The following is a 20148-nucleotide window of genomic DNA, read 5'->3' as shown; positions in this document are numbered from 1 at the left end:
GTGTACTAAGAATGTACGCAGTAATCGAAACCGGTGGTAAGCAGTATCAGGTAAAGGCAGGCGACGAGATCTTCATCGAGAAGCTCGAGGTAAACGCTGACGAGACCGTTACCTTTGACAAGGTGCTCGCAGTAGGCGGCGAAGGCGCTATCAAGGCAGGCGCTCCTTACGTTGAGGGTGCTACCGTTACCGCTAAGGTCATCAAGAACGGCAAGGGCAAGAAGATCAACGTCTTCACTTACAAGCCTAAGAAGGGCTGCAAGAGAGCTCTCGGTCACAGACAGCCCTACACTAAGGTTGCTATCGAAGCGATCAACGCATAATGATCGACGCGGAGTTTTACCGCAGCGGTGATTCACAGAAACTCCTCGGCTTCGTCGTATCGGGGCACGCAGGTTATGCGGAAGAGGGGCAGGACATCGTTTGTGCGGCAGTTTCGTCGGCTGTTATGCTGACGGCAAATACCGTGACAGAAGTGTTCGCACTGAACGCTAAAGTCAGGGAAGAACCGAACGGCGACATTTATCTGAAGCTTACGGATGACAGCGACGGCACGGGAGACAAGATCATCTTAGGTCTGCTCACCCATATGTATATGCTGTCGAAAGAATTTCCGCAGGCTGTTAAGGTCACTGTTATTGACAGGTGACGTACTTCATTTACGGAGGTGTATTTCAAATGTTAATTATTTCCATGCAGCATTTCGCTCATAAGAAAGGTATGGGTTCTACCAAGAACGGCAGAGATTCCGAATCCAAGAGACTCGGCGTCAAGAGAGCTGACGGTCAGTTCGTACTGGCCGGCAACATCCTCGTTCGTCAGAGAGGAACTCACATCCACCCGGGCGAGAACGTAGGCAAGGGCTCGGACGATACGCTTTTCGCTAAGGCTGACGGCGTAGTAAAGTTTGAGAGACTGGGCAAGGACCGCAAGAAGGTTTCTGTTTACCCCCAGGCTTAATATGACAGACAAGACCCCGGGCAGCATGACTTCTCGGGGTTTTTTACATTGATAGATCATGAAAAAATTATTAGCAGGAATATATAACTTTTTCCGCTTGTTCATGATGGACAAAGGCGCACATTTCACATACAACATCGGAGTATGGCTGATGCGTGCAGGAGTCCTGACGGTCGCGGCTGCGGCGGCTCTGTTCTTATTCTCGATACTGTTCGGCAGCTATTTCACTATGCACCGCGAAAGCACTGTTGAGGCTGTGGTGTCGAATTCGAATATCGAGTTTTCGTCCGAACAGAACATACTCAACAATGACAAGTATTTCATCACCTACTCGGGTTCTGACGAAAACGGCAGCGAGATAGAAATGACAGTGCGCGTTACTTTGTATATGTACGAGGACCTCACTTACGATGCGAGAAAAAACACTCCTCACACCTATTATTTGTACAAGGTGAAGCTGAACAAGGGCGGCACCGACTGGTACATCTCGCCAGACGACAAGTATGCGGCTGAACGGCAGTACGAATACTGCTACAATATCAGCAGGTATTCGATGCCCGTTGGTATGTGGGTGCTGCTCTTTCTGGCGGCGGCGATCTTTTATCTGGGTCACAAACAGATGGAGCTCGGAATGAAATACCCGAGAAACGACGTGCCCGAGGAATTCGCGGGGATGCCTGCGGTACTGCATAATGACGACTATTTCAAAGACAGAGCCGCAAGTGCCGTCAGAGCGGATATGAAAGACGCGATGATGCCGGCTCTGCCATGCAGCGACCCGAAAGAAAATGTCGCGGGACAGCAGATGAGCTGAAACCCGTACATTCACAAAAAAACAAAGATAAAGATTCGCCCCGCGTGCAGAACATGACCTACGGAGGATGACAATGGCTTCACTATTTGAAAAATTAAAAAAAGACCCGAACAATACCTTTGCCCGAAACCTCAGTGCCGATTTCTACAAGGGTGCGCTGGTCTGCCTTATCGTGATACTCATCGCGGCGCCCATAAGGCTGCTGAAGGTCGGCAACACCATCAGCAAGGTGGGTACGGCTAAGGTCATCATCCTTGACTGCAAGACCGAAAAGCATACTCACTACAGACACCGCAGACACGGCGGAAGGAGAAGAGTCACCACCTACACCTACCACGTCACCTTCAAAGGAACTTACGACGGCAGCGGTGAGGAATTTCAGGGCAGTCAGAAGAACGACAGTGCGACCTACAACTCCTTCACACAGATAGCAGACCTGAAAGAGCACCAGATGAATGTGTACAAGTCGGATGAGAAGGGAAAACTGTTCATCTCGACTGCGTCTCTGAGCACTGCGCAGAAACAGTACCAGAAAGCAAACAGGGGCAGTCTTGAAATGACCGCCGAGCTTGTGCTGAAAATAGCTCTTATCATCGGGTTGTTCTGCTACGGTGAGGGCGCCAAGCACGAACGCGCAGGCAGGAAAGAAAGCTTCTCGCAGAATTCGGCTGCAAATCAGCGGCTCAATGACGCGGCTAAGATATTTGACAGAAAGTAACCATCACACGACCGAAAGGGGAACACGATGTTTGTAGATCAGGCGAAAATATACATCAAGGCAGGAGATGGCGGCGACGGCTGCGTGTCCTTCCACCGCGAGAAATATGTTGCGGCAGGCGGTCCCGACGGCGGTGACGGCGGCAAGGGCGGCGACATCGTGTTCGTGGCGGACGACAATATCTCGAACCTCATCGACTTCCGCTACAAGCGCAAGTACGTTGCGGAAAAGGGCAAGGACGGCAGCTCGAAGAACTGTACGGGCAGGAACGCTCCCGACCTTGTCATCAAAGTGCCGAGGGGCACCGTTATTAAGGAGGTCGAGACAGGCAGGATACTTGCCGACATTTCGGGGGATGAGCCTGTTGTCGTATGCAAGGGCGGCAGAGGCGGCAAGGGCAATCAGCACTTCGCCACCTCCACAAGACAGATACCGCGTTTCGCAAAGCCGGGATTCAGGGGCGACGAGTACGAAGTCCAGCTGGAGCTGAAACTCATCGCGGACGTGGGTCTTGTGGGCTTTCCCAGCGTGGGCAAGTCATCGCTCATATCGGTGGTCTCGGCGGCTAAGCCAAAGATAGCGAGTTACCACTTCACTACCCTCACCCCCGTTCTCGGCGTGGTGAGACTTGACGAAGAGCACAGCTTCGTGATGGCGGACATCCCCGGACTTATCGAGGGTGCGTCGGACGGCGTGGGACTCGGCCATGAGTTCCTCAGACACGTCGAGAGATGCAGGCTCATCGTTCACATCGTGGACGTTTCGGGCAGCGAGGGACGCGATCCCATCGAGGACTACAAGATAATCAACCGCGAGCTGGAGAATTTCTCCTTCGAGCTGGCGGAAGCCCCTCAGATAGTCGCGGCCAACAAGTGCGACCTCGCCACACCCGAGCAGATCGCGCAGTTCAGAAAGTTCATCGAGGGCGAGGGCAGACTGTTCTTCGAGATCTCGGCGGCGACCACACAGGGCACGCAGGAGCTCGTCAAGAAAGTATTTGAGGAGCTGTCCAAGCTGCCGCCCGTAAAGCAGTTCGAGGCTCAGCCGCTGACTCAGGAAGAGCTGGACGACAAGCTGCTCTCGAAGAAGGACTTCACCGTCACCATCGAGGACGGCGTGTACTTCGTCGAGGCGGACTGGCTCTGGGACGTGCTCCGCAGCTGCAACATGGAGGACTACTCGTCGCTTCAGTACTTCCAGAGGGTGCTGCGCTCGACGGGCATCATCGACAAGCTGGAGCAGATGGGCATCAACGAAGGCGATACGGTAGACATCTTCGGCTTCGAATTCGACTTTGTGGAGTAAGGCTATGGACGAGCTGAACAAGACACTCTCCCCTGCCGAGGCGCGGCAGTATTCACCGCTGACGCTGGCGTTTCTGGGTGACAGCGTTTACGAGCGGCTGGTGCGTACAGAGCTTGTGATACACGCGAATATGCCTGCGAACAAGCTGCACAAGGAAGCCGTGAAGCTGGTGAGGGCAGGTTATCAGGCAAGGGCTGCGCATTTCCTGCTGGACGGTCATTTCACCGAGGATGAGGAATATATATACAAGCGCGGAAGAAATTCGAGCCACATCGGTGCGCCGAAAAGTGCGACCAACACCGATTACCGCGCCGCTACAGGGCTCGAAGCGGTGTTCGGGTATCTGGAGCTTATTGGAAGTGCGGAACGCATCAGGGAGCTCTACGGTATCATCAGAGAAAACATCGCGGCTGAACAAGACCAATAAACGTGGACAAACGTTTGATAAAGGATATAATCAAGGAGGATAAACCAATGTCAGGACATTCCAAGTGGGCAAACATCAAGAGAAAGAAAGAGGCTAACGACGCTGTCAAGGGCAAGATCTTCACCAAGATCGGCAAGGAGATGGCTGTAGCTGTAAAGATGGGCGGCCCCGATCCCGCTAACAACTCGAAGCTCGCTCAGCTTATCGCTAAGGCGAAGTCGAACAACATCCCCAACGACAACATCGACCGCATCATCAAGAAGGCTGCGGGCGAGGGCGACAAGAACAACTACGAAGAAATGGTATACGAGGGCTACGGCCCCGGCGGCGTTGCTGTTATCGTTGAGTGCCTTACCGATAACAAGAACCGTACCGCAGGCGATGTTCGCCACTACTTCGACAAGTTCGGCGGCAACCTCGGCACCAGCGGCTGCGTTTCCTTCATGTTCACCAAGAAGGGTACCGTTATTCTGGAGTACTCGGGTCAGGACGAGGACAAGCTGATGGAGGACTGCTTCGAGGCAGGCGCTGACGACTTCAACATCGACGACGAGATCGTTGAGGTAAGCTGCGAGCCCAACGACGTTATCGCAGTCAGCGAGAAGCTCAAGGAGCTCGGCTACACCGTTATGAGCGCCGACAGCGAGATGGTACCTTCGACTTACACCACCCTCACCGATGAAAAGCAGCTCAAGTTCATGGGTCTGCTGCTCGAAAACCTTGAGGACAACGACGACGTCCAGAACGTTTACCACAACTGGAACGCTCCCGAAGAGGAAGAAGAAGACTGATAAACAGTACGATATTACGTGCTGTTTGGTTTCCGAACGGTGATATACAAAAAAGTAACACTGTCCGAGTTGTGAAAAATGCAGAGGAACAGTGATATACGTTGTGTGAAATATTCTGAATGTATATCACAGTTCATATATGTTGAAAGCCTTCCGTTTCTTTGTGAGAAAGGGGAGGCTTTTTTGTGCGTTTAAATGCGGTGCTGAATGAGTTTGTTTATGAATGTACTATCAAGAAATACACTTCTGCGACTATCAAAGGGTACAGGAACGGAAATGGGCTGTTTATAAAATGGCTTAACGATACACACGGAATAACAGAACTTGAAGAAGTCAGGACTGTATGTGTCAAGGAATATATATTTACAAAGATCAATAATAACTGCAAAGAAACTTACATAAACGGCATAATAAAACAGCTAAGAGCTTTTTTCAAATATGCAGTCGAATGTGATTATATAGCTTCTGACCCTATGCTCAAAGTCAAGTGGACAAAGGAGAACAAACCGCTTATAAAGACATTTACCGATGAGGAAGCAAGAAAACTTTCAGCGGTATTTATGAATACTACCTACACGGAAACCAGAAACAGAACGATCATGCTTATGCTGCTTGATACGGGGATAAGGTGCAGTGAATTGTGTATGCTAAAAGAACGCTCTTTAAACGGTAATATACTTACAATAAAAGGCAAAGGCAATAAAGAAAGACAAGTCGGGATAAGCCCGATACTGCAAAGACAGCTTTTGATATATTTTCGTATAAAGCAAGCCTATGTAAGTGATAAAGAGATTCACAGTGATGCGTTATTCTTGTCAAGAACCTGCCGTCAATGTACACCGAACACCATTGAAAACATAGTTAAAACAGCAGGAATAAGAGCGGAACTGAACAGTGATATACGCTGTTCCCCGCATACGTGCAGACATTTCTATGCTCAGAACCTTGTGAGAAACGGTGTAGATGTTTACAGTCTGTCAAGGCTCTTGGGTCATGAAAATATAAGCATTACACAAAGGTATCTTAATTCTATGCTCGATGCAGATATAGTTACAAAGAGTATTACTGCAAGTCCGTTGATGAATTTATGATAAGCTGTCAAAACAGCATACCGATTTGTAAAGAATAGCCAATTATAAAAGTATCATTTTAGACGTTGTATAGAAATGTATCAAAACCACTTGACAAAAAGGAATGAAAGTGATATAATTTGAGTATCAAAATAAACGTTCGTTAAAAATGATACAAAGTGGAGTTGTTACTATGGATAATAAGATTTACGGCTATTGCAGAATATCGACCGCAAAGCAGAGCATTGACAGACAGATAACCAATATAACAAGAGCCTACCCAACAGCTATGATTATTCAGGAGACTTACACGGGTACAAAGTCAAACCGCCCTGAATGGACAAAGCTTTTAAAGAAACTGAATACAGGTGACACGGTTGTATTTGACAGTGTGAGCCGCATGAGCCGCAACGCTGCCGAGGGCTTTGATACTTACATGGAACTGTACAACAAAGGGATAAACCTTGTTTTTCTCAAAGAGCAGACTATCAATACAGATAGTTTCAAATCGGTTCTCGGTGATAACAAGCTGTCAGTCAGGGTCAATACCAATGATGACGATACCGATCGACTTATCAACGGCATTATGTCAGAAGTAGCGATATACATTACAAAGTTAGCCGAAAAACAAATAAGGCTTGCATTTGAACAGAGTGAGAAAGAAGTACAAGACCTTCACAAAAGAACAAGCGAGGGTATCAGAGAAGCTAAAAAGCAGGGAAAGCAGATAGGCAGGACAGAGGGTCAGAAGATCGTAACTAAAAAGTCAACAGCAGTCAAAGAAATGATAGTTAAATATCATAAGGCTTTTGGCAAGGGAACTCTTAACGATATTGATACAATGGCAATGATAAACGGTCAGGGTGTAGGAGTTGCGAGAAACAGCTACTACAAGTATAAGTCTGAATTGTTTGCTGAATATGGTATCGAATAAGTATTAGGGCATATTATAGAAGTTATAAATGGACAACTTTTGAAATGAATAACTCAGCTTATAAAATGAACGAGACAGGCTGATACGATAAAGTCAATATAATGTGAAATAAGCCCCGTGAGAGTGTCACAGGGCTTAAATACTATGGTAAACAACTTTGAGCAATAATATTACTTTATACTTTTGTGCAGCTTACGGGCTTTATTGAAGTCTTTTATTCCCTCTTGCATGAAAAGTCCCGATGATACGAGATACAGACAAGCCGAAACAAAAGGAATGCTTATTATCATAGCAGATACAAAACAGATCACAGCAGTAAAAACTTTTCTATTCATCTTGACAACCTCCCTTTGGCATGGTATACTATAATCAGAAAAGCAAAGCCCCACGAGGGGGCGGGGACTTTCACCCCGCTTAGTTTTCAGAGCTTTTTGATAAGCTCGGCTATCGCCATTATCAGACCCGTAAGACCTGCAAGTATTAAGGAAACTGATTTAGCGTAGCTGTAGAAAACCTTTGCTTTTCTTTTTTGCTTTTTGTAGCTCAAAGCTGTTCACCTCACTTTCTGTAATATATTATATCATATCTTTAGTAAGATTGCAATAGGCAATATCAACAATCTTTAGTAAGATGATTTGTTGATTTTGTATCTTGCTAAAGATCATCAAATGTGGTATAATTAAAAAAACATGAAAGGCAGGGCTTGTTATGGCTGGTAAAACCGAATATAAGAACCAATTTGCAAAAGAAAAGTATGATCGTGTAGGGCTTATGCTGCCTAAAGGCATGAAAGCAGAATTGTTAAAGCATATCTCGGAGACTGGGGACAAGAGTTTGAACGCTTTTGTTATGAGGGCAATCGAAACTATGATAACGATTGACAATAAGGAGAATGACGAATGAATGATGATTTTATTATGACTGATGAACAGTTAGTTATATACAATAAGTATTTAGAACATTTTAATGATGCTGATAATGATCTTGATGGAGAACCCTGTTCACCAGAAGAATATTTCAGGTTTTATGAAAGAGAACGAAGAACACCGCAAGAAATACTAAATGAATTGTTAAAACAGGTTTATCACTTTATCGAAGTTGGAGAAGATCAGAAAGCAGCAGATGAAATTCTTTTATGTGGAGAAAAACTGAAAATACAAAACAAAGCGCTTGATGTTTTTTGTCAAATGTGCAAAGATGAAGGACTAATATACAGAACAATAATAGATCATTATACATCACATGGTTATAATTTTCCTAAAAAGATAATGATGAAAGCAAAACGAATAGCACCAAATATTCCCGATTCTGAAAGATACCATGATTTACCGAGAACAAAAGAGGTAACAGTATATAGGGCTACGGCTTCAAGGCTGGAGCAAGCCAAAAATGAAATATCATGGACTATCAATAAAGATGTTGCTATATGGTTTGCTTACAAATTCAATGATATTCATAGCTCGATCTTTAGCGGATTACACGTTTATCAAGGTATTATCAACTATGATAAGATCATAGCATATACAAACGACAGAAACGAATGTGAAGTTATGCAGTATAGAAACGTTAGAAACATTATTGAGATATTCCCTACAAAAGAAGAAATAGAAAGAGCTATAAAAACTCAACGACAAAACGTCGCCGAGTTTTATCATAGGTAAGATATGTATTTTCAATGGAGTACCAATTTGGTATTCGAGGTTCAAGAGGGTACTCATCTGATACCCCCATCTTAGACAGGGTGTGTCACAAATCGCTGTCCTCTTTTATCAATGTTTAAGTGTAAATAGAATTATGCACATTTTGCACAAAAAATTATATGATTCTTGTGCAATATTTATTGCTTTATCGTTTGTACCAAAAGCCCACGCAGGAACTATCTTACATGGGCTTTTCTTGTTGTAAAACACACTCTATATCAAACGAGAACAGCCCAAAATAGCCTTGCGACCCCTTAGAGGTATAACTATAAGGGTAAGTCTGCAAGCGATTTTAGAGCCTGTTTTGCAGATAACTTATCAGAGTTTTCGGAAATGTATAAAGCACGTTCACGATGCTCTCAGAATGCACGAGAATCAATTGTAACGGCTTGTAATGGCTTCATGGTGAGAATTTACAGGGTCGAAAATACAAGCACTTAGAACGCATTGTAGAGCGTTTCAGAGCATAATTATTCTTTAGGCTGCTCTTGTTCATCGGGAACGTATTCGAGAATATCACCGGGTTGACAATTTAATACTTCACAAAGTTTATCAATCGTTCTCGTATCAATATCTCCACCTTGCATTATTTTTTTGTAAGTAGCTTGACCTATGATTTTATCACGCTTCATTGTATAAGAAGTTATACCCGCTTCTTTCATTTTGGCTATCAGCTTATCATAAACAATAGACAAAATAACACCCCTAATAATTATATCATTTAAATATCTCTAAATCAAGTGACAAATATAACAATAAATATCACTAAAGATTGTGATATTTATGTATTGACTATCACTATCTTTAATGATAGAATATAATCAAGCCAAACAACAGGAACGAGCTGCAATGTTTATGGGGTCGGTTAAATCGTGGTTATGGCAATAATAAACAAGCTGGATTTAAGACACAAGAAAACGAAAGGATTGATAAATAATGAAACTTAAAACGATTCACAAGGCTTTTATCAGGGAGTTTGATAACTCATACAGCGCAATTTTTAAACTGCCTGATGGAACTATCGTAGAAACAAACGGTACAAATGGTACAATCGGGAACGAGTACGATTTGTCTCACAGTGCTGTTTCGATGAATGGAATTGGACACATGGTTTTTCTCAAAGGTGATTATTCATCAGTTTTGCTCTATGATATAGTCGGAACAATAATATACTTTGGTGACTTCTCATATAAGGTTACAAGCCAAACAGATTCAAGCAAAACTCTTGAAATATATAACGATCAGGTACTTTTAGCAACGGTTTACATTACTTACCACAAAGGAAAGTACAAAAAGATAGGGAAAGATATACCAAACGAACTGGTTAATTCTATAAACAAGGAATATACTTTTAGACTTCCAGATGGACGAGTAATCATCGGCGTTGACACTCACGAATATGAACATTACCCGATATTGAAGTATATAACACAGAATATGAAAGAAACTGGTTGGTATAGATCACCTCATGCAAAAGAAAGACTTGAAGATAAGAACGTTCATGATGTGTTGGCGTTCATTGTGAATGAAGATTTTACAGATGGGCTTAGACATCCGTTTTTTGGAAGAATTGATATGGGGTTATTGGACAGCAGAACAGGTGAGTACATTCTCGGATTTGGGGAAATTGATGAACTTAGCGAGGAAAACAAGAACGTTATACATAGATACAAGGACAAGTATTTAGAAACGTTACAGGACGTAGGGTGAAAATAGTTTTTGTCAATATAGAACAAGCCAACGAGGGGAGCAGGGGGATATTAACATAAAATAGCCCCCTGCTCTTTGTCGCTGTCCCCTCATTATGTCTTTCAATTTACACAAGTCGATTTTGTGACTTACGAAAAGAAAAAGACTAATAGAAAAAAAGGCTTTTCCAAAATCGGGAAAACCTAAAAAGGGGTGAGCAGAATGTTCACCAGCAACATTGATTTAAAGTATGATTTTTCGGACAATAATGATAATTTACGAAACGGGTTTTGAGAACAAATGTTCTTTATTATGTACCAAATACATGACTGTTTTTCGTAAACTATGCGTAAATACAAGGCTTTTGGAGCATTTAAAGTCTTTTTTTTCACACGAAAACTGCACGAAAAATAAATAAAATCGTAAATAATACGTGGGAATTTTCAACTTCTTGCGTGAGCAGACGTAACGTGTAAAATATTACAAAATAGTTACAACTTAGTTAATTTTTATTACAAACCTATTGACAAATATCAAAAAGCGTGATATAATATAATGTGGGGATAAATATATTTTAACATAATACCCCATTATATCATTTACTATACTTAGTATACCATATGTGAACTACAAAATCAATTAAGAATCAGCAAACAATTTGTGAATAAAATCTGAAAATTAGAAACAAACATAAAATTTCTGCCTGCGAGACAGGGTGATGTTATTGCTAATGGTATTCCACAGCCTTACCCATGTTTGTAAAAAAAGGGTTTAGCGATCAACGTCACCTTGTCTGACGGGCAGAGCCTGAAAAGAAATTCAGCTAAAACACTTTGACTTACCGAACACCGATAAATTTAACTCAGGGTGATTCTCGGAAGTCGGAGTGTAAGGCTGAGTTGTACTATTATATAGGTAGGTGATGATAGATATAAATGTAAGTGAGAAGAATAACGATACTGCCAAATCATGAAGCTAAGATATTAAGTTATCAAGTGTGTTTTTTGGCAGAAACACACTTTTATCATTTTATAAAGAAACGGAAAGGTGATTATTAAATGCGAACTGCTAAATACGATCTGCTGAAAGCTAAAAACAATGAAGTAATTGAAACTGCGCAAAAGTATTGCTACAACGAAATAACGTGGGCTATTGGTGACAAAGGAAATCTTATAGCTTACAAGAAGAACAATAATATATGGGAACGTTTTCCGAAACTTGACTATCAGCCGATAAGTCAGGAGAAGCAGCACAAAAAAGTCAAATTTCAGCCTAAGAGCGACACTGAAAAATTCAGGCTTTATGATGGGTATTTTGTTTCTACAGAAGATAGGATTTATAGCACTAAGACCAATGAATTTCTTTCGATTCATGATAGAAGTCAAAATACATCATACAAAAGCGTTGACCTTTGCAAGAATGGAAAGCAACACACAGTAGCATGGTCAAATATCGTTGCTGCTTTATTTGATGATGGTTTTGATAGGCGGTATTCTCATTTAATTATAGCGGATAAGATTCTTGATTTATGTAAGTATGACAGATCGGTATTAGACTTTGAATGGGATAATTTTCATGTACACCATATCAATCGTGATACAACAGATAACAGAGCCTGCAACCTTATCATTCTATCTGATAGAGATCATAGCATTATACATCAAGCATTGAAAAGCAGGATTGACCTTGACACATACGAAAAAGTAAATATTTACCTTGACAAAAACGGAGGATGATTTTTTGAATAATACAACAACTGAAATAAAAGCGATAGTATCAAAAAGACTTGCTGTTTACCTTATCAATAACGGATTTGATTTAATAGATGTTCAGCCCAGCATGGTAAAGCAGGGATATATTGTATTCCTGTTTAATGAGTGTCCAGAGCTTGAACACGCTATTGATGATTATGCAAGCAAGTATTCAAAACCTAAGACGAATAACAGGAAGGGGAGATAAGTTATAGAAGCTAATAATCAGCACCAAATAATGAACGATTTTCAGAAAGCCTGCTTAAAGAAAGAGTTTTTTGAAAAAATCGAAGATTATATTCCAGACATTCACGAACAGCAGAGACAGTATGCAGAATATTTTATTGATACCCTGCTTGACGATAACCCAAAGTGTAAGCACTTTGAAAACCACACAAGAAATAAACCTATTGTCATTCCTTGCCGATGTGGTTGTGGAAAAAGTCAGTGCGTTCAAGCCTTTTGTGAATCATTAGCGTACTTGGAGATGAAAGAGATCGGAGTAATTATTGTTACAGATTCACTTGAAAGGTTAAAAATTTTATCGGGCGGTGAAATAGTTAATGATTCTTGGGGTGATGGGAGAAACAGTTATAGTTCAAGGAGCATCTATGTATCTTCTGAGAGCAGGGAACTTTCAGCAAGAGAACAATTGATAAAAGCTAAATATAAGCAATTCGTTTTCATGAGTTCACAAAGACTAAAAGACCTTAGCGAATATGACCTGAAAGACCTTTTGACATTTAAATGTGATGATAAACTATGCAAAAGGAAATTCCTGCTAATTGATGAAAAACCGATAGCGTATGAATATATTCCGATTGGAAGAAAAGAGATAAACGATGTTTCAACCGCCATAAGCGAAGGTGTACCAACAAGCGAAGCTGACAGAAATTTTGTCATAGACAGTTACGAGAATCTACGCAAAGCAATCATAGATGACTTCCTGAGAGTGGACAACCATTCGGAAAATACGCTTGCAGATGATGCTGCACAAGATTTTTTCGTTAAGCATTTTAATCTCAGGAGATTGACAAGAAATGATAAACTGTTCTTTGACGTAATTGACAAACACAAGAAAACCATAAACAACAACCGTCAATTGAACTCAAAGAGCTATGAGATACTTCACTATCTCAAAAAGATAGTCCGAAAAGGTGTCATTGTCAAGGCTACAAAGTCATCTAAAAATTCCATTGACAGTGGAAGCTATGAGCTATCCATGTACTATCTGAAAAACAATATGTCAAGTCTTATGCAAGATATAAAGACGATTATTCTTGATGCAACAGCAGGCATTGAGCCTATATATTTGCATAAAGATTTTGTCATGATGGACAATCTTGCATTTGAACCATTAAAGCCCCTTAAAATCGTGAATGTAGATACAAATGTTAATCGCATGATTACTAATGATAAGGCAAGCGATTTAAAAGAGCGCAAAAAGAATACTGAATATTTAAGTGCTTTGGCTGATGATCTACATTCCAGAGCAAAAAATGATACGCTCATTGTATGCTATCAGCAATGTGAAGAATACTTTCAAAAGGGTAATACTGCTGTTGCTCATTTCGGAAATGTGAGAGGGAGCAATGAATGGTACAATTTTGATAATGTTGCTCAATTTGGTTTAAACAGACAATCGGGTTTCGACTATCTCATGAATTACTTTTTCATAGATACAGAAGGCTATAACGAATTGCTTAAACTTGATGAAGAAGAGAGCAGAAAGAAAATAGCAGAGCTGCTAAAAATCAGCAAAGGTATATTTGAAGATGGCAGGATTCATAAGATATGTATGAATCGAGCCATAGCAGACCTTGAACAAAATTTATTCAGATGCAGTTTAAGAGACTTTAACAGTCAAACACCTGTTACATTGTATCTGTATTGTAACCAGAAGTATATTAGTACTGTCGGAGGACACTTTAGCAGAAAATGGAATGCTGATATTGAAACTGTAAACTCTGCAATACTGGACGAATTTAAAGATAGATACAAGAAACCCAGAAAACAAAATCCAGATAGTACAGCAGGAAAGATAATGGAATATATTGACAGTTTATCCGAAGGAACAGAATTTAGAGTTAAAGATATTTTGGACAATTGTCAAATAAGTAAAGATCAATTCAAATCAGCTAAGAAACATAACAAGAAACTATCAGAGTTATTGAAATCAATAAATATAGATGTTGGCAGATTTATGAAATGATTTTAGAGTAGGGGGGTACATTTCTTATATAAATACTATATTATAGAAAAATGTACCCCCCCCTTTTTTATTAAATAGTAAAAATATGGATATTGATATTCAGAAAATCCATTCCTAAAAATCCGTTCATCCCAAACTGGTTGAGCGTAGCGAAACAGTTTGGAAAGCAGGGGGTTGTTAGGGGGGCGGCGATTAGCCCCCCTAACTTGTCTACAACGATAGAATAAAGAATCAAAAGAATAAAATAAATCTAATTTGATAGTTAGGGGGCTTAGTCGCCGCCCCCTAACAACCCCGCTATTCGTCCTGTTTCGCTACGCTCACAGTCCGAAGATTTATCTTTTATATTTTTAACGTAAAGAAAGAAGGTGATTCATATAGCAAGAACATTCAACAATTTAAAAGATCTAATAACCGCTATCAAGTCAGATACCGAACAAGCCTTAAACCACACAGCCAATCTTACTAAAGACCTAATAGAAGATTTTATAAATCAATGGTATTCAGACTATTCACCTTTGTGGTATCAGCGAACCTATCAACTGTTAAATTCTATTACGAGAACGGAAGTTATAAAGCAAAGTAATAAAATGTCAGTATCGGTTTATCTTGATGAAAGCCTGCTGCACTATTCAACGGATGAACAGGGTATCTTGACAGCGGCTGACAATGGCTTACACGGTTCTGTCTACAATCATTTTGAAGAAGGTGAACGTCATGTAAGACTTTGGAGCGATGCCGAAAACGAGATCAGAGACAAAGAACTTGTGTTCGATGCTTTTGAAAACTATTTGAAGAACAAAGGTATACCATACGAAAGGGGACATTAAATAATGGCTGATACAAACGATTTTATTATAAACATAACAGGTGAAATAAACGAAGCAGAGACAAAACGCAGGATTCAGGAAGCGCTTGCAAAAATAGCTCCCAATGTGGCTGTCAATATCCAGACAACAGGAACTCAGCAGGCGGTCAGCAATATCAATGATGTATCAAAGGCAATAGGCACGACAGCGGCTGTATCTGTTGAAGCTGTAAAGCAGATCGAGAACGTTGTAAAAAAGCTGATAGACACAACAGAACAGCTTGATAAAAGCTTGACGAATATCAGGATTGCAACAGGCGATACATTTACAAATGCTCTTGACCTGATGAAAAATCTCAGCGGAAACGGTGTGGATTTAGGTGCGACAACATCAGAAATGGCAGCAGGCGTTGAAACATGGCTGCGTCAAGGCAAGTCACTTGAACAAGCACAGGCATTAAATGAAGAGACAATACGGTTTTCTAAGGTATCTAAGAAGTCGGCAGAGGATTCAGCAAAATACTTGACTGCATTATCCAAATCATATCATGTTCTTGATGATGATATTTCACAGATAACTGATAAGCTTACTGCAATTGATTCAAATGCCGCTGTAAATGCCGGAGCCTTGGCTGACGGAATGTCAAAGGTAGCAACGACAGCTTCAATGGCTGGTGTCTCGTTTGATGACTTGGCAGCCATGATAACGACCGTTACAGAGATAACACAGCAGTCTGCAAACAGTATCGGAAATGCGTTTAAAACCATTTTCACCCGAATGTCTGACATTAAAGGCGGTAAGTTACAGCTTATTGATGATGACGGAACAACAGAGATTTTGTCAGACGTTGAACTGACCTTAAAAAATGTGGGCATAGACCTCAGAGCAACGGTAAACGAATACAACAGCTATTCGGAAGTGCTTGAAAATCTTGCTGACAAATGGGATTCATTGTCACAGGTTCAGCAGAACGCATTGTCAAAGGCTTTTGCAGGAACAAGGCAGACTGAAACATTCAGAGTTCTGATGGAGAATTACGATAATGTCAGCAAGTATGCAAAGATAGCCGCAGACAGTGCAGGGTCATCGGCTGAAAAGTTTAATGCTTATCTTGATTCTGTTGAAGCAAAGTCAAATAGCCTGCAAGCTGCATTTGAGGGACTGACACTTGACATTATAAGCCCTGAAAGCATAGCGAATGTTTTGGAGCTTACAACCGAAATAACAGAATTTTTGGATAAAACCAATCTTGCTAAATCAGCATTAGAGGGTATCGCAGCAGGCGGCGCAGTCAGCGGTTTGTCAGCTTTGGTAAATGTGGTATCTAAGGCTGCAAACGGTATGTCAGCCTTTGGCAATGCTCTTGAATTAGCAAGGTCAGACATGAGTACAGATGAATTTGCACAACTGCTGAATGTTACAAAGGGTTTATCAGCTGCACAGCTCAAAGCAGTATTGTCAACCGAAAGCTTGACAGATGCCCAGCGTATGCAGATTCTTACAAATACAGGACTAAGCGAAGCAGAAGCGAGAGCAAAGTTACAGACATTAGGTTTAAGTACAGCTGAAAACGCAGCCACAGCAAGCACATTCAGCTTATCAGGTGCGGTAAAGGGTCTATGGGCTACTCTTTCGGCTAACCCCGTAGGGCTTGTTATAACGGCTGTAACTGCGTGTGCTATGGCATTCAATGCACTTAAAGATGCACAGCAAAAAGCCGCTGGAAAAGCAAAAGAGCAAGCCGAACAGTCACGGCAGAGCGCCGAAAGCATAAAGACTGAATCTGCAAAGCTCGATGAACTTATTGCAAAGTACAAGGAGCTTTCAGAAAGCAGTACATTTGACAGTCCTGAAACACGTTCAGAAGTGCGTGATATTCAAAGCGAGATAACAAAGTTAGTTGGACAGCAAGCCGATAATTTAGACCTTGTAAATGGTCAGCTTGATGATGAACTTAAAAAGCTGAAAGAAATTGAACAGCAGGAACGTGATAAACTGATAAGAGATCAGAGGACAGCATATCTTGATGCCGCTTCTCAGGCTGACAGCACTACTTATCACAAAGGCAGCAGTTATATAGACTGGGCTTATGGTTCTAATCAGATAACCATTGACGGAGATAACGGCAAGATCAGAAAGCAGATAACAGAAATTGTCAACAAGGCTTTTGAAGATAATGAGATAGATGCCAATGTCAATATACAAGGGCATGATTTTGATAAATTCTTGTCATTCAATTTTGCTGATGATTCGACCTTGCGTGATAGGATAAACGGCATTGAAACAGCTTTACAGGCTCTTGAAAATGATACTGATTTTGATACAAGCACAAGTGAGCTTTATCGGGAGCTTTCAAACGCACAAAAGGAATTGCAAGATGTTCTCGACAAGCAGGAACAGGCAGCGAATGACTTACTTGAAACGCTCACAGTAAATATAGCTGTTGAGGGTCAAACCGATGTTGATTCTCTGGAAAGTTACAAGGAATACAGACAGAATATCATTGATAGTCTTGCTAAAGACGATACCATTTCAAACGCTATGAGCGAGGGAGTATTATCGACAGACAGGATCGAAACCTATGTTGATAGTTACCTGTCGGGTATAGACAGTATCAGTGACTATTATAATCAGTGGGTCAATTCTGTAAAGGCAGATGATACTATTCGCCACACCATTGAAGAAGAACGGGCGAAAGCTCAAGCACAGTTAGAAAGTCTGCCTAAGCTTAAATTGTCGGAGCTGTTTGATATTGAAAACAAAAACGGTGATAAATTCTCAGATACCATAAAAAAATACCGTGAGGACGTTGACAAGCTCAAAACTGCCTATGACAAGTTTAAGTCGGGAGAGCTGACGGACACAGACTTTGCAAAGCTTATAGAAGCGTTTCCTATGCTTGCAAACAGAGCTGATGACTTAGACACGGCTATATCTGAATTGCTGAACGACATGAACGGAAGCCTGCTTTTAGATTTTGCAGATAAATTCAGCAGGCTTGGCACCTCAGAGGACAGACAACAGCTTATTGCATATCGTGACACGCTATTGTCTTTAAGCGAGTTTGCAGACACAGCTGACAGCTTTGATATAAGCGATTACACAAAGCAGATTGACGGCATTACAAGTTCAGTTGACAAGCTCAGAACGGCTTATGACAGCATTTCTAATGGTACAATTTCTGATAAAGATATGCTTTCGTTGATAAAGGACTTTCCCGAACTTGCACCATTTATTGATGATACAGACAAGTTACAGCAAAAAATATCAAAGCTTGCTAAAACTCAGCCTAAAGAGCTGATAGCGAGTCTTGAAAAGCTGAAAGAAAATCTCACTGATAAAACCCAAATTTCATCAATAGAAAAGCTGATAGATTCGCTTAAAAGACTGTCTGAGCTTGACACAGCAGCAGGCATTGACGGCACAAAAGAAGCGGTATCACAGCTTGAAAAAAGTATCGCTCTTATAGATTTAGAGACAGAAAGCATAAAGCGTAAGAGATCGGCACAGCAAAGCTATCTTGATTCGCTTAATGCAGAAAAAACACAGCTTGAAGAACTGGCAAACAATTACAAGACAGCCGCCGATACTATAAGGAGTGCCATTGACAGCGAGATAGGTTCTCTTGAACGTGAAAAGTCTGCGATTGAAGAAACCTATAACAAGCAGATAGAAGCATTACGGACTGAAAATGAAGAACGTGAACGAGCGAATGATCTGAGAGAAAAAGCCATTGCACTTGAAAAAGCAAAGAACACTAAAGAACGAGTTTACACGGGTCACGGCTGGGAAGTGCAGACTAATAAAGAACAGCTTGCAAAGGCTCAGAAAGAATATGACAAGTCTGTAAATGAAAGCAGGATAGCAGAACTTGAAAAAGAGCGTGATTCAAAAACAAGTCCCATTGATGAGCAGATAGCAGAATACAATAAGTACAAAGAGTTATGGAACGAAGCTATTGATTCCTACAAGAACGCACAAGATGAAATGACAACCTCTGCTTTGCTCGGTTCAAACTGGCGTGAGGACATAGCAAACAAGGACATAGGTGTGCTGAACACCTTCACGGGCAATTACGAAAGCTGTCAATATCGCCTGCATAACGTGATAGAACCACAGATAAAAGACGTTCAAAACACAATAAATGCTTATGATTCGCAGATAACGGCACAGAACGAATTAAAGTCGGCACAGCAGAACTATCTTGATTTTTACAAGAACTATTCAAGCGAGTTTGCCAAAGCGACTGACGAACAGGCAGAGGCGGTAAAAAGGCTGAATGAAGCTATTCTCAGAGGTATGAGCGGTAACGTAATATCTAAGCTGTTTGACATAGCTTTCAGGAGTATCAAGGGTTATTCTGAGGGCGGCGTGAATACCGAAACAGGGCTTGCAATGCTTCACGGAACAAAGCAGAAATCAGAAGTGACTTTCAATGCAGAAGATGCTAAGAAACTATATGACATGATACACGGCACAGGGACAGCACAGCTTACTAACAGGACTATAAGGAATATAGTTGACAATGCTGTACAGACCACAAGAAACAACGCTGAGATAATAAACAACAGTCGAATGGGCGATGAGAATAATTATTACTCATGGAACATTACGGGAACTGTTCAGACAGACAATTATGAGACATTCAAGGGTTATCTTGACAGATATGTAAGAGAAACCAACATGAACAGACTTGTAGGGAAAAGATGAATAAGTTACCGCAGTAAGCAAGCTGTACACAGAAATTTAAGACAGTTATCCCAACTCAGAGATTGACAAAATTACATGAAGTGTGATAAACTGTAAGTGCGGAATGGCTTATCACAGTATATGCTTATCTTCAATAGTTACAGTATATTGTTATAATTCATGGGTCTGCTGCTCGAAAACCTTGAGGACAACGACGACGTCCAGAACGTTTACCACAACTGGAACGCTCCCGAAGAGGAAGAAGAAGACTGATAAACA

At 41.4% G+C, this 20148-nt stretch carries 20 protein-coding genes; 18 read left to right on the top strand and 2 right to left on the bottom strand.

The window, feature by feature from the left end; translation table 11 throughout:
* The first annotated feature begins 11 nt into the window (after positions 1-11).
* From rplU to BT142_RS15090, 10 genes are all read left to right on the top strand, one after another.
* Complete coding sequence (gene rplU / locus BT142_RS15135) at positions 12-323, top strand: 50S ribosomal protein L21 (protein WP_072419024.1); 312 nt, start codon at positions 12-14, stop codon at positions 321-323.
* Positions 323-649: a ribosomal-processing cysteine protease Prp gene (locus tag BT142_RS15130; protein WP_072419023.1), complete on the top strand. Its 327-nt coding sequence runs from the start codon at positions 323-325 to the stop codon at positions 647-649. The genes rplU and BT142_RS15130 overlap by 1 nt, the downstream gene beginning before the upstream one ends.
* A 29-nt stretch (positions 650-678) precedes the next feature.
* Entirely contained in the window at positions 679-960 is a 282-nt protein-coding gene (rpmA, locus tag BT142_RS15125) for a 50S ribosomal protein L27 (protein ID WP_072419022.1), read from the top strand.
* Between the two features lie 58 nt (positions 961-1018).
* Positions 1019-1774, top strand: coding sequence for a hypothetical protein (locus BT142_RS15120; RefSeq protein ID WP_139182261.1), 756 nt, complete (start codon positions 1019-1021; stop codon positions 1772-1774).
* Positions 1775-1847: 73 nt separating this feature from the next.
* On the top strand, positions 1848-2492 hold the full coding sequence (locus BT142_RS15115) for a hypothetical protein (protein ID WP_072419020.1): 645 nt from the start codon (positions 1848-1850) through the stop codon (positions 2490-2492).
* A gap of 27 nt (positions 2493-2519) precedes the next feature.
* Complete coding sequence (obgE, locus tag BT142_RS15110; protein WP_072419019.1) at positions 2520-3797, top strand: GTPase ObgE; 1278 nt, start codon at positions 2520-2522, stop codon at positions 3795-3797.
* A gap of 4 nt (positions 3798-3801) precedes the next feature.
* Positions 3802-4224, top strand: a complete 423-nt coding sequence (locus BT142_RS15105; RefSeq protein WP_072419018.1) for a Mini-ribonuclease 3 — start codon at positions 3802-3804, stop codon at positions 4222-4224.
* Between the two features lie 47 nt (positions 4225-4271).
* Positions 4272-5015, top strand: coding sequence for a YebC/PmpR family DNA-binding transcriptional regulator (locus BT142_RS15100; RefSeq protein ID WP_072419017.1), 744 nt, complete (start codon positions 4272-4274; stop codon positions 5013-5015).
* A 185-nt stretch (positions 5016-5200) separates the two neighbouring features.
* Positions 5201-6106, top strand: coding sequence for a tyrosine-type recombinase/integrase (locus BT142_RS15095; RefSeq protein ID WP_072419016.1), 906 nt, complete (start codon positions 5201-5203; stop codon positions 6104-6106).
* A gap of 172 nt (positions 6107-6278) precedes the next feature.
* Positions 6279-7019 (top strand): recombinase family protein, encoded by a 741-nt coding sequence (locus tag BT142_RS15090; RefSeq protein WP_072419015.1) that lies wholly within the window; start codon positions 6279-6281, stop codon positions 7017-7019.
* A gap of 421 nt (positions 7020-7440) precedes the next feature.
* Here the strand turns inward: BT142_RS15090 and BT142_RS19915 are convergent, their stop codons facing one another.
* Positions 7441-7566, bottom strand: coding sequence for a hypothetical protein (locus BT142_RS19915; RefSeq protein WP_278277330.1), 126 nt, complete (start codon positions 7564-7566; stop codon positions 7441-7443).
* A 161-nt stretch (positions 7567-7727) separates the two neighbouring features.
* On the opposite strand from BT142_RS19915, the gene BT142_RS15085 reads away from it, so the two are divergent.
* Both BT142_RS15085 and BT142_RS15080 read left to right on the top strand, forming a co-directional pair.
* Positions 7728-7922, top strand: coding sequence for a hypothetical protein (locus tag BT142_RS15085; RefSeq protein ID WP_072419014.1), 195 nt, complete (start codon positions 7728-7730; stop codon positions 7920-7922).
* Positions 7919-8680, top strand: a complete 762-nt coding sequence (locus tag BT142_RS15080) for a hypothetical protein (protein WP_072419013.1) — start codon at positions 7919-7921, stop codon at positions 8678-8680. Before BT142_RS15085 ends, BT142_RS15080 begins: the two co-directional genes overlap by 4 nt.
* 509 nt (positions 8681-9189) lie before the next feature.
* Here the strand turns inward: BT142_RS15080 and BT142_RS15075 are convergent.
* Positions 9190-9381 carry a helix-turn-helix domain-containing protein gene (locus tag BT142_RS15075; protein WP_092983348.1) on the bottom strand — a complete coding sequence of 64 codons (192 nt, stop codon included), beginning with the start codon at positions 9379-9381 and terminating at the stop codon, positions 9190-9192.
* A gap of 274 nt (positions 9382-9655) precedes the next feature.
* Here BT142_RS15075 and BT142_RS15070 point away from each other — a divergent pair, with 274 nt between their 5' ends.
* The 6 genes from BT142_RS15070 (at position 9656) to BT142_RS15045 (ending at position 19890) form a co-directional block, all read left to right on the top strand.
* Positions 9656-10429 (top strand): hypothetical protein, encoded by a 774-nt coding sequence (locus tag BT142_RS15070; RefSeq protein WP_072419011.1) that lies wholly within the window; start codon positions 9656-9658, stop codon positions 10427-10429.
* Positions 10430-11466: 1037 nt separating this feature from the next.
* Positions 11467-12144 carry an HNH endonuclease family protein gene (locus tag BT142_RS15065; protein ID WP_072419010.1) on the top strand — a complete coding sequence of 226 codons (678 nt, stop codon included), beginning with the start codon at positions 11467-11469 and terminating at the stop codon, positions 12142-12144.
* 4 nt (positions 12145-12148) lie between these two features.
* Entirely contained in the window at positions 12149-12367 is a 219-nt protein-coding gene (locus BT142_RS15060) for a DUF5659 domain-containing protein (protein ID WP_072419009.1), read from the top strand.
* A gap of 30 nt (positions 12368-12397) precedes the next feature.
* On the top strand, positions 12398-14371 hold the full coding sequence (locus BT142_RS15055; protein ID WP_072419008.1) for a hypothetical protein: 1974 nt from the start codon (positions 12398-12400) through the stop codon (positions 14369-14371).
* 590 nt (positions 14372-14961) lie between these two features.
* On the top strand, positions 14962-15201 hold the full coding sequence (locus tag BT142_RS19230) for a hypothetical protein (RefSeq protein WP_139182260.1): 240 nt from the start codon (positions 14962-14964) through the stop codon (positions 15199-15201).
* Positions 15202-15204: 3 nt separating this feature from the next.
* Positions 15205-19890 carry a phage tail tape measure protein gene (locus BT142_RS15045; RefSeq protein WP_072419006.1) on the top strand — a complete coding sequence of 1562 codons (4686 nt, stop codon included), beginning with the start codon at positions 15205-15207 and terminating at the stop codon, positions 19888-19890.
* The last annotated feature ends 258 nt before the right edge of the window (positions 19891-20148 follow it).

The organism is Ruminococcus sp. YE71 (assembly GCF_900119155.1).
Taxonomy (GTDB): Bacteria; Bacillota; Clostridia; order Oscillospirales; family Ruminococcaceae; genus YE71.
This window is presented reverse-complemented; position numbering and strand designations above follow the sequence as displayed.